This window comes from Ruminiclostridium papyrosolvens C7 (genome assembly GCF_000421965.1).
In the GTDB taxonomy this organism is placed as follows: Bacteria; Bacillota; Clostridia; order Acetivibrionales; family DSM-1351; genus Ruminiclostridium; species Ruminiclostridium papyrosolvens_A.
The window spans coordinates 40,458-50,949 of the sequence record NZ_ATAY01000026.1 but is presented as its reverse complement, the minus strand read 5'-3'; the positions used below and the strand labels follow the sequence as shown (position 1 = coordinate 50,949).

General features: G+C 35.4%; 8 protein-coding genes. All 8 read right to left on the bottom strand.

The window, feature by feature from the left end:
• Positions 1 to 266 precede the first annotated feature (266 nt).
• The 8 genes from L323_RS29215 to L323_RS29180 all read right to left on the bottom strand — a co-directional run bounded on the left by L323_RS29215 (position 267) and on the right by L323_RS29180 (position 10,485).
• A complete protein-coding gene (locus L323_RS29215; protein ID WP_020815196.1) occupies positions 267 to 2,840 on the bottom strand; it encodes a B12-binding domain-containing radical SAM protein in 2,574 nt (857 codons plus the stop codon).
• Positions 2,841 to 2,893: 53 nt separating this feature from the next.
• Positions 2,894 to 4,012 (bottom strand): ABC transporter permease, encoded by a 1,119-nt coding sequence (locus L323_RS29210; protein WP_020815195.1) that lies wholly within the window; start codon positions 4,010 to 4,012, stop codon positions 2,894 to 2,896.
• Complete coding sequence (locus tag L323_RS29205; protein ID WP_020815194.1) at positions 4,009 to 5,136, bottom strand: ABC transporter permease; 1,128 nt, start codon at positions 5,134 to 5,136, stop codon at positions 4,009 to 4,011. Before L323_RS29205 ends, L323_RS29210 begins: the two co-directional genes overlap by 4 nt.
• 17 nt (positions 5,137 to 5,153) lie before the next feature.
• Entirely contained in the window at positions 5,154 to 6,083 is a 930-nt protein-coding gene (locus L323_RS29200; RefSeq protein ID WP_020815193.1) for an ABC transporter ATP-binding protein, read from the bottom strand.
• A 20-nt stretch (positions 6,084 to 6,103) separates the two neighbouring features.
• Positions 6,104 to 7,072, bottom strand: a complete 969-nt coding sequence (locus L323_RS29195; RefSeq protein ID WP_020815192.1) for an HAAS signaling domain-containing protein — start codon at positions 7,070 to 7,072, stop codon at positions 6,104 to 6,106.
• On the bottom strand, positions 7,062 to 7,394 hold the full coding sequence (locus tag L323_RS29190; protein WP_020815191.1) for a PadR family transcriptional regulator: 333 nt from the start codon (positions 7,392 to 7,394) through the stop codon (positions 7,062 to 7,064). The genes L323_RS29195 and L323_RS29190 overlap by 11 nt, the downstream gene beginning before the upstream one ends.
• A 200-nt stretch (positions 7,395 to 7,594) precedes the next feature.
• Positions 7,595 to 9,505 (bottom strand): beta-ketoacyl synthase N-terminal-like domain-containing protein, encoded by a 1,911-nt coding sequence (locus tag L323_RS29185; protein ID WP_020815190.1) that lies wholly within the window; start codon positions 9,503 to 9,505, stop codon positions 7,595 to 7,597.
• Positions 9,506 to 9,522: 17 nt separating this feature from the next.
• Entirely contained in the window at positions 9,523 to 10,485 is a 963-nt protein-coding gene (locus tag L323_RS29180; protein ID WP_020815189.1) for a hypothetical protein, read from the bottom strand.
• Positions 10,486 to 10,492 lie beyond the last annotated feature (7 nt).

Sequence of the window (10,492 nt, the reverse complement as noted above, 5' to 3'; positions counted from 1 at the left end):
AAATAGCGTAATATTCCTTATCTCCAAATTTGGGAATTATGATATCATCACAAGGTAAATTATTTTTTGCAAATTTATCTTTACCGCAATAATTGACCATAGGAATCTTGTCTTCATAACGTTTGTTTTCTTCCATTATTTCTTCCAAACTCCTTTTGTACAATTAATCTAATTTAAGAATCTCCTGCATCTGCTACCATTTACAATATAGAACCATTTTCAATTGTTCCCAATCTTTCATTACCGTACTGGCAAGCGAAGTTCGCCTACAATGTTGTGAGCACATTCAAATAAATGTGTTCCATTAAACTTTCTGCGTCACCCAAATCTCCGCTGTAGCTATTGAATATATCCTCCAAGTGCGAAGTCAACTTGACAGCTTTGCAAACTAACCCCTCTATATTTTCACCCTCGGTAATATATTTCTGGAGCTTGGCTGTATCAAAGCATTTTCCATTCTTTATATTTACCATTGCCATAGCGATATCCTTATCATACTGACCTGTAGTTAATATCAGTGCAACACAGTCATTTACAAGTCGATTGGTCAATTTATCGCTGCTTTTCAAATTGTTTTTTGAAGATAGGTAAGATGAAAGCTGCTGAAACAGTCTGATTTTTGCATTGAATTGAATATTTTCTATTGAATCCGGTCTATGCTCCGGATAACTGGATGCCTCACCTGACTTTTGACCACATACAATAACTGTTTCCGTGTAATTTTTTCTATTACTCATGAAAGCATCCAGCTCTTTTTCCCACTCATTTCCCCCCAGCCGAACATATTCCTTTTTGTACTCTCTTATCTTCTCCCAGTTTGTAACTTCATTAAGTACAAAAACATTTGATTTGTCAGGTATATGTACAGGCTCACAACGATATGCCATTACTTGAATAAATCTTTCATAGTCAGCACGGTTATGCATATATATAAGTTCTATTTGTTCAGATCTTGTATCCAAATGCATCATAAAATCTTTATCCGAGGTTTTAAACAGATTATCGCTATTTCTGTATACCTTTCCCCTGCTCACAACATCTCGGTATAATTCAGTTGCGGACATACCCTTCTCTACCGGCAACAGTAATTTGGGATATCTTCTCTCCAATGCTTTATACAAGGAGGCTTGTACATTGCCCGGGCTCTGACTATTTTTGTTTGATTTACCTTGAAACATTGATGCATATGATTTAATCGTTTTCATGGTATCAGGATATTTCTCACTAGCACTTTTACATACCGGGCTCTTCCCTACAAAACTATCCAATATGCTGAAAAATTCACCCAACTCGTCATATTTAGGGAGTATTCCCCCGATAGTTTTATTTTGAAAAAAGCTTATTACTTCGTCCCTGTTGTATTTAAAGAAATCCAGATACATTTCCAGAATATTATTATTATAATATTCTATAATTAAATCCATTGCTTCATAAATAAATGAATAGCAGAAATTAAACAAATACATTATAAAAACATTTAAAAATTTAAACTCCACCGTACTGTTTTTTTCAATGCTATAAAAATTAAGGAATATTTTTTTATTTTCTTTTACAAGATCGTTAACTTCAGAACATCTGGTATAGTCACTATTATTGAAATCCATTCCCCGGAATTCATTGAACTTTAGATCATCATAATAGTTGTGCCCCATGCTTGTACCCGGTAGGAATGCCAGGGGCCATAATTCAATCAAAAATGTTCCCTTAAAATTTCGGGTAATATTATCTTTCTTAATTTGGTGTATCATTGTAAGAGTATCATTCAGGTCTTCTCCCAGCTCAGTTGGAAATCCGTAAATAAAAGAAAATACGGCTGTTATATTACTTTCTATCAACCCTTTTAAAACCTGATCCACCTTTTCAAGCTTTAAGTTTTTGTTTACAGCCCTTTGAACTGTTTTTGACCCGGTCTCAACTCCGAAAAATATTCCTACACACCCGGACTCAGACATTTTAAGGAGCATTTCACGGTCTACCGTGTCAATTCTTGCACTGCACTTCCAAGTTATATTCATTTTTCTTTTAATTATTTCATCACAAAACTCAAGAATATATTTCTTATTAAAAGTAAATAAATCATGTTGGAAATTGAAATCCCTGATCTGAAGTTTCTCCATATAAAACTCTACTTCAGAAATTATTTTCGGAATACTTTTGACCCTGAAATGGTTTCCCCAGAATTTTTGCGTTGAACAGAAAGCACATCTGAAAGGACACCCTCTTCCGCCTTCAATATCAACAGACCCAAGTTCCCTGATTTTATCAGCTTCAACCCCCACCTTAGTAAAATCAATTACTTCCAGGCTTTCAATATCTGCGATTTCAGTCCTGTTCCAATTGGCTATAATTTTGCCTTCAACATCTCTGTACGCCAAACCGACAATTCCCTCAACATTATTATTTAAAATCCCATTTAGTATAGGGACAATCGTTTCCTCACCTTCACCCAAACCAATATAATCGATAGAATCAAATCCGCTTAGTGTCTCTTCAGCAACCATAGTTGCATGAGGGCCCGCAAGTAGTGTTATAATATTGGGATTCTTTTTTCTGATTGCCTTGCACAGAAACAGAGCTATGTGATAGTTGTTACACATTGTGTAAACACTTATTATATCGGGCTTCTTTCCGATAATATAATCAACCATACAATCAATATTCTTCTGGAAACCATCATCCCTCAGAATACCGTCATAGTAAACATCATTAAAATCACATATCTCTACATCGTAATCTGTTTTGTTCTTTAAAATAAAGTATAAAGACAATAATCCCAACGGAGTCTGTATACGTTTCAAGCTTGAAAAATCATATAGATTTATAAACATTACCTTTTTCATATAACGCTCCTCTACTAATACAATACTTTCGGGCCCATCATTTAGTCTGTGAATTAGGACTTCGCCATGTCAACCTTGCGGAAGAAGGTCAATACAAACAGTACAAGGGCAAAGGCAAGCATTAATGCTATCTGGATAGCACAATCCGCAATGCTCTTTCCTTCGAATATTTTTGTCGCAGCCAGCATATACCACCTGGTCGGTAATAATTGTCCTATCCTCTGTAATGAATCGGGCATGAAATCAAACGGCCATAAGCAACCTCCCAGCATCAGCATAGGCATAGTTAATAAAGCAACCATTGCATTTACATGTGATGACTTTTTTGCATACCTTGAGATTATTATTCCTATTGAAACGCAAGTAAGTGCAAACAGCAAGGATAATAGCACTAACTGCAGGAATACTCCTCCAAAATCGATGTGATACCCCTTCCACAATATGTAAAGTACAACTACTATCTGGATAAAGGCTACAAGTGTAAAGCTGATGATATTCTGGAGAAAATAGCTTCTAAGAGAAACTGGGGTTGTCATAATTCTTGTAAAGGTTTTATATTCCTTATCCTTCATTATCAATGTTGTAGCTGACATCATAAGCAGCATCAGGCCCATTGCAAAGAATCCTATTGATAATGTCTTTCGCTGACTGTTTTCTGCTTCACCGTCAAATTTCTTGTTGTCTAGTTTCAACGACCCATTGAGATATTTATCCATAGATTGATAGAATAGGTTTTCATCTTGATTTGCAGATTTGCTTATTGTCTTAGCCGAACTGAAGAAACTGCTTATTGACAGCTTTATAGGTTCATTTGCGTTAGTTCCTTCAAGCATATAAAAATCTACATTATCATCTTTTCCACTTAGAATATTTTTTGTAAAGTCTTTATTTATTACAATTCCACAATCAATTTTTGAATTTATTACTGCATTTTTAATTTCATCTTCTTTGTAGTCCACCAGCTTAATATTTTCACTTTTATCCTTCAAGAAATCTGAAAATAACTGGGTCAGTTTTGTATTGTCATTATCTACCAAAGTCACTTTGTAAACCGCGTTACCTGTTGAGCCAACCACAACTACAACAGTTAAAAGCACCGGTATAACCAACATAAAAAGAAAGTTCAATTTCTTTTTGAAAATACGTCTTATATTACTAAATAATACTGTCAATTTGTTCTCCTCCTTGCCAATATAATAGAAACAGTCGAAATAACAACGGTAGCTATAAGTAACGCAAGAACATTGGTTACTACCAGATGCTGATCCCCATTGTAAATGGTATTAAAAAATGCTGTATGTGCCCATTGATTTGGTGAAAGGTATTTAATAGGTCCAAAATCAATTTTTACATACCCTCCTGCAATGAATGTAAATATGGGAACAAGGAGACTTGATAAAGCCCCAGCACGGTTTACATCATTGAATATTATGCATAACATAGCACCTATTGCTGTAGCAAATACTGCCACAAGTAGTGTGAAAGCCAATATTATGAATATATTGCTTCCCCAATTGGCCTTAAGAACAAACTTTGTAAATAAGACCATGACAAGACCCTGCACAAAGTTCGAAAGGCATGCCCCTATCATCTTTCCTGCATATTGTTGAACCGGACTAACCGGAGTACTTTTAATCCTCTTGCCCATTACTCCTATGTAATCTTCTCCCACCAACTCACATCCAAATGCCGCACCGGACAACAGCGACAGCACAAGTATCGTAACTGCGTAATAGTCAATAGCCTTTGGCCTGTTACCGTTGATGGAAATAGGTATTTCCTTGATACTGGAAGAAGAATCATATTCTGCAGGTTTGCCCGTTACCATGGCAACTGCTATATTTGTGTTAACAATATTGACATACGAATCCATAATGTTCTGTACAACTGTCAGTTTGTAGTCTGAATATTTGCTGGAGTATATTGTAACACTTGATTTCTCACCGCTTTCTATTTGCTTTGTATAATCTTTATCAATAAATATGAGCGATGAAATTTTATTATCAGAAATCATTTTTTCAGCTTTATCAACAGAATCAACCTGAACAAGACTTATCAATTCTTTAATGGATTTATCCTCTTTTAAGATTTTTACAAGGGTCTCTCCCTGTTTTCCATTGTCAAGATTCAGGTACCCTACTTTAATAATATCCATGCTGGATAGCTCAAAAGAGCCTTTTAATGCCATACCCAATATTACTATAGCGACAATCGGAATCAATATTTTCATAATATTGGTCCTTTTATCCAGCATGATTCTTTTTATTGTATAATAAGCAATATATAATGTATTCATTGCTATCCTCCAATCACTTAATCTCTTAGTGTTTTACCTGTTAAAGACAGAAATGCAGCCTCCAGTGTTGGTTGCTCAATATTTACAGATATGATTTTTACTCCGCCTTTTACAAGTCTTTCAATCATAATAGGAAGATTATCGATGTTTTTCTTTGACTTTACCAGAAGAGCATTGCCGTTTTCATTGACACTGCAGCTTATTACACCTTCAATGTCCTTTATGATATTCTCACATTTGCCGTTATCGTCCTCAACTTCAAATTTTGTTAATCTCTCAGTCAGAATACTATTTTTAATACTATCGCTTGTTCCTTCGGCAATAAGCTTTCCTAAATCAATAATTGCTACTTTCGTGCATATTTCCTCAATTTCTTCCATGTAGTGGGAAGTATAAATAACTGTTGTCCCGTTCTCATTGAGTTTTTTTATTGTTTCCAAGATGTTATTTCTTGATTGTGGGTCAACACCTACTGTCGGTTCATCCATTATCAAAAGTTCAGGTTCATGGACAATGGCACATGCAATATTAAGACGTCTTTGCATACCCCCCGAGTATTTTTTGGGATTTTCCTTTCTTCTGTCCCAAAGGCCGGTGAACTCCATTGATTTTTTAACTGCTTCCTTCAATGCGGCTCCCCTTAAACCATATAGTTTTCCAAAGAAGGCAACATTGTCATATGCATTTAGCTCGTAACATATAGCAATCTCCTGAGGCACAAAGCCAATTTTCTTTTTTGCAGCTCTGGAAATTTTATTCCCAAAAATCTCTATGGTTCCTTCATCTACTTTTGTAAGTCCAAGAATCGCATTGATAAATGTTGACTTACCTGCACCATTCGGGCCAAGTAATCCTAAGATATCCCCTTCTTTAACCTGTAAGCTTACACCATTTACTGCAACTAATTTATTAAAACTCTTAACCATGTTTTCAACTTTTAAAACCACTGTATACCCCTCCAAACTTTTTATTTTAACTTATATTTTATATTTGATATGACACAATTCCGAATACAGCTGTACAAAAACAAAACAACCACTATTACCATAACTATATTAAGATAATTCATCCCTTTCAAAGCATCCTGAAATTCAGGAACTTCATTCCGGTAAAATGTTATGACGTTTATAGCAGCCCATAACAAAACTAATCTTATAGTTGTCAATAAAAGTTCCCCGGAGATTTTACCTGATAATGCTTTATACAGATAGTTAACGAAATGAATTGCCGTTACAACTATGATTGCTATAGAAACGGCCTTGCATATTACATTGTCCGCAAGAATTACGTTATGATCCTTTAAAGATGAAATAACGAACAGAGTTTTGTATTTTGCATAAACCAATAACTCTACAGCAAAAACAACTATGCTTACAAACATTAGAATTATATTGTCTTTTCTTTGTTTAGGACGAAAAAAACTAATATCTGATAAGCTGGTATTTTCATCATTGTCACTAATAAATTTGAAAAATTTAAAATCACGTTTCTTTTTAAATAAATACGCTGTAATAGGTAGCAATATAACAGCGTCCATAAATAAAACAACAAATACACTTAAGATTTGTAAAAGGAGCTTCACATTGTCAGAATATGAATTGTCAAAAGCCAAACTATCAATATTATAAATCATTAAAAACATATAAATGCTTGAGTGAATTGCAAATACTATACTCAGAAGCATCATAAAAAATCTTTTCCTGGGGATTGTGTTCTCTTGGAGCTCATGCATATACCTTTTTGCTACCTCTCTGGGAGATCCGAAATCTTTGGTAACTCTTAGGATTCCTTCTTCCGTTACTTTCTGGTAGGTATTTTTAGTTTCTTCAAGAATATACGCCTCAATCTCTTTCAGAATATCTTCTTTGTCCTTTGAATTATTTGTGTAAAGATATTGACTGATTTCATTCAAATATGTCTTCAAATTATTCGTCATACATTCTCCCCTTTACTTTCATCATGATATCACATTGCTTTTTCCAGATTTCATTTAACTGAGTTCTTACACTTATCCCTTCAGCAGTAATAGTGTACTTTTTCTGCGGCTGACCATCGTTAAGTGTCCATTCGCTGCTTGCCCAGCCGTTTTTCTCGAACCGGCATAGTAATGGATATAAAGTATTTGCTTCTACCGAATCATACCCAATGTCTCTTAACTTTTTGATGAGCCCATATCCATGAATGGGTTCACAAAGGCATTCCAAAACTATCAGCTGCAAATAGCCCCTATTCATTTCACTAATAAGTTTCGCGTCCAAATTACCCCCTCTTTCCCTTTAATTAACACCCTTTAGGTGCTTAAAGATATTTCATTCTAATAACAAAACATTTTGTACTGTATACTATTGTGTGTGACACAGTAATATATATCATATTATATTATTATATGAAATATATGTCAACAAAACTATTATAAGGGTACTTTCTCATATTCAGACTTAACTGAAACTTCTTAGATTTATTTTTTCTTATATTCGTCAAATATGCAGCATCTTTTCCTATCAAAAGTGTAATTTGGCAATGTACATATCCTAACTTTTTTTGTTTCATACATCTTACTGAAACTCATATTTCTTCCCTTGCAAAATTCCTTGGCCACATTATCCAAATCTCTATCCTGCAGTAAAGATTCAAATCTGATATCCGGTCTCGTTGACTTTGAATCAACTTGTTCATTACATTGGTAATAAACTTTATCAAGAAGCTTTCCTTCTCTGAAGGCCTTTAGTTTTAAATATAAATCTTCACAACTATTTACAATAACAGCCAGCCTGTAATTTTGATAAATAGCTCTACCCACACTCGCAGTGTAACAAATATCAATAATACGGTTCTTTTCTTCTCTTTTTAAAAACTTAATATACGAATCAATATTTTTATTGAAGGAGTAGACTGATTTAGCCGTTAAAATAAATAATTCGTCTTCACCGGATTCTTCAAATATTTCAGGTTCCGGTGCTTCCTGAAAAAAGGTCACAAGGTTGTTGCCACCGTATCCAAATGAATAAATACCTGTACATCGATTAGTATCAGGCTGTTTTTCCCATTGGACGGCAATATCATTTACATAAAAGGGAGTACTTGCAAAATTCAGCAAGGAAGTTGGCTTTATAAAGTGGTATACAGGCGGAATTTTATTATGTTTTAGGGACAAAATTCCCTTAATTGCACAAAAAGCTCCCATTGCAGCCTGTATATATCCCATATTTGGCGGTACACTTCCTATGGCACAGTATTGCCTCTTATGGGTAAGCATTTTAATTCCCTCACTCAACCCGGTGGTCTGGATCATTTCCTCATGTCTGTCGGAGGAGCCTTCCCCGTCAAAGCAGCCAACATCTTCAATATTGATACCTGTCTTTTTAACCGCACTGAGTAAAACTTCTTTAATGGCAGCAACGCTACTGCCGTTAAAATCACAATCTGTTCCGTTATTGTTGAAGCTTCCACCTTTAAATACAGCATGAATGCGGTCTCCGTCCTGTATTGCCTTTTTTAACGGTTTTAAAAAAAGTGCCGCAGCCGCTTCACCATGGTACACACCACCCGGATTATCATCATAATCTCTTTGAATAACATCATTTTCGTGTTCAAAAATCTTATCATCGGTTCGGGGTATACGGATATTGGGTTTCAGAATTATATTTATCCCACCTGCAATTGCTGAGTCACATTGCTTGTCCAATATTGCCTTATACGCGTTAAATATGGCAACTGTCGAGGAAGCACAACTTAAATCAACAACATAGGAAGGGCCTTTCAAATCGAAATGCTTTGATATCCTTGTGGCCAAACCGCTGGACCAATTATACATAATGGATTCAAATCCCCCAACTCCAACCTGCGCGACTATGGAAGCATGTGAAATCAATAATTCCGATGTGAAATTATTGCCAATATAAACTCCTGTCATATTTTCTTTTAATCTTTCACCCAGATAGCCTGCATCTTCAAGAGTTCTATAAGCAGCCTCCAGCATAATCCTTTGGCTGGGTGCCATTATCGTGGCATTTTCAAAGGTAAGATCAAATAGTTGATAATCAAAATCGAACAGGTTATTGATATAGGACCCCTTGCTATGGGTTGTAACATTATCCAAAATCCCTTCAGGCAGGATCTTTTCCATTGCATATACCCTTTTTTTAGCACATCTGTCCACCGCAGTCCTCTTATTTATCAGTAACTCCCAGAATGACTCGTAATCATCAGCCTCCCGGAATCTACAGCCAATACCAACTACAGCTACTTCGTTGTCCTGAGGGTCGGTATAGTTTATCTGCTTTACCAGTTCTATAGCCGTTCCCTTTGTTATATTTCCGTTTTTCAATTCATTTAATATGTACTTGCTTAATTTCTTCTCGTCAATCATGATATTCTCCTGATTTATTAATCCATATCAATATAATTATTAATACAAATCAGCGTTTCTTCAGTAAGCATACTGTAACGTTCAGCTATTTCTTCCGATGGTACCTTCTTGTACATTAGAATACTATCTAACAACTTTACAGCTTCACAGACATGATTCCCGGATATCTCCAATCCGCTTTTCTCAACCCCGTCACATAATTCCTTAAGTTTTCCGTAATTTTTTACTACTTCCGACTCATAGTTTGAATAGTCAGTACTGAAATTCCGTGTTGACGCTGCAATTCCAAGAAGTCTCATAATAAAATACTTCATATTGAAAAACTTCTTAAAGCTGATATTCTCAATTATGTAATTTCTATCCTTCATTGTATCAAAGTAACCGCAAATGAACTTCTGGGACATAGCGCTGAATTCCTTAAACAAACGGTTATCAGGTCCTATTTCCAATAAACAGTCTATTTGCCGATTTATTAAGGCGGTCGTACACTCTTTAATATTCAGACTTTCAACATCCAAAGTCTTTTTAACAAAGCATGGGATATCTTCCTTTTCAAACTCCGTATACCCGTTGGCTTCTGAAAGTATTGGGTATTCCGGAATCTTGAATATGGTTTTTTCCACATTACATGTATCATGAATAATACATATAGCCTCATTTATAGTGATTGCCCCGGCACATACCAGTGCCGGAACAATCCCCAAACCCTCTGTAACAAAACATTCGGGGCTAATTCTATATTTCTCCTGCCATAACTTGAAACCTATGATCTCAGCCGCTAAAACAGACAGTTTCTTTTCCTCTGTGGTAAACTCTGCACAGCAGTAACTGTCAAAGAGCCTGTCGGTCAAATTATATCCGGTAAGTGACTCTATTTCCCTGTATGTTTCCATTGCGATGGGATAATTTATATACAATTCTTTTCCCATGCCGGTGTAAAAAGATGCCGTTCCCGGGAAAATAACTCCTAGTTTTTCCATAGGTTTT

What these genes read in the sequence shown, in the direction of transcription:
- L323_RS29180 (WP_020815189.1), bottom strand. Translation starts at nt 10,485, where the DNA reads ATGGAAAAACTAGGAGTTATTTTCCCGGGAACGGCATCTTTTTACACC.
- L323_RS29185 (WP_020815190.1), bottom strand. Translation starts at nt 9,505, where the DNA reads ATGATTGACGAGAAGAAATTAAGCAAGTACATATTAAATGAATTGAAA.
- L323_RS29205 (WP_020815194.1), bottom strand. Translation starts at nt 5,136, where the DNA reads ATGAATACATTATATATTGCTTATTATACAATAAAAAGAATCATGCTG.
- L323_RS29215 (WP_020815196.1), bottom strand. Translation starts at nt 2,840, where the DNA reads ATGAAAAAGGTAATGTTTATAAATCTATATGATTTTTCAAGCTTGAAA.
- L323_RS29195 (WP_020815192.1), bottom strand. Translation starts at nt 7,072, where the DNA reads ATGACGAATAATTTGAAGACATATTTGAATGAAATCAGTCAATATCTT.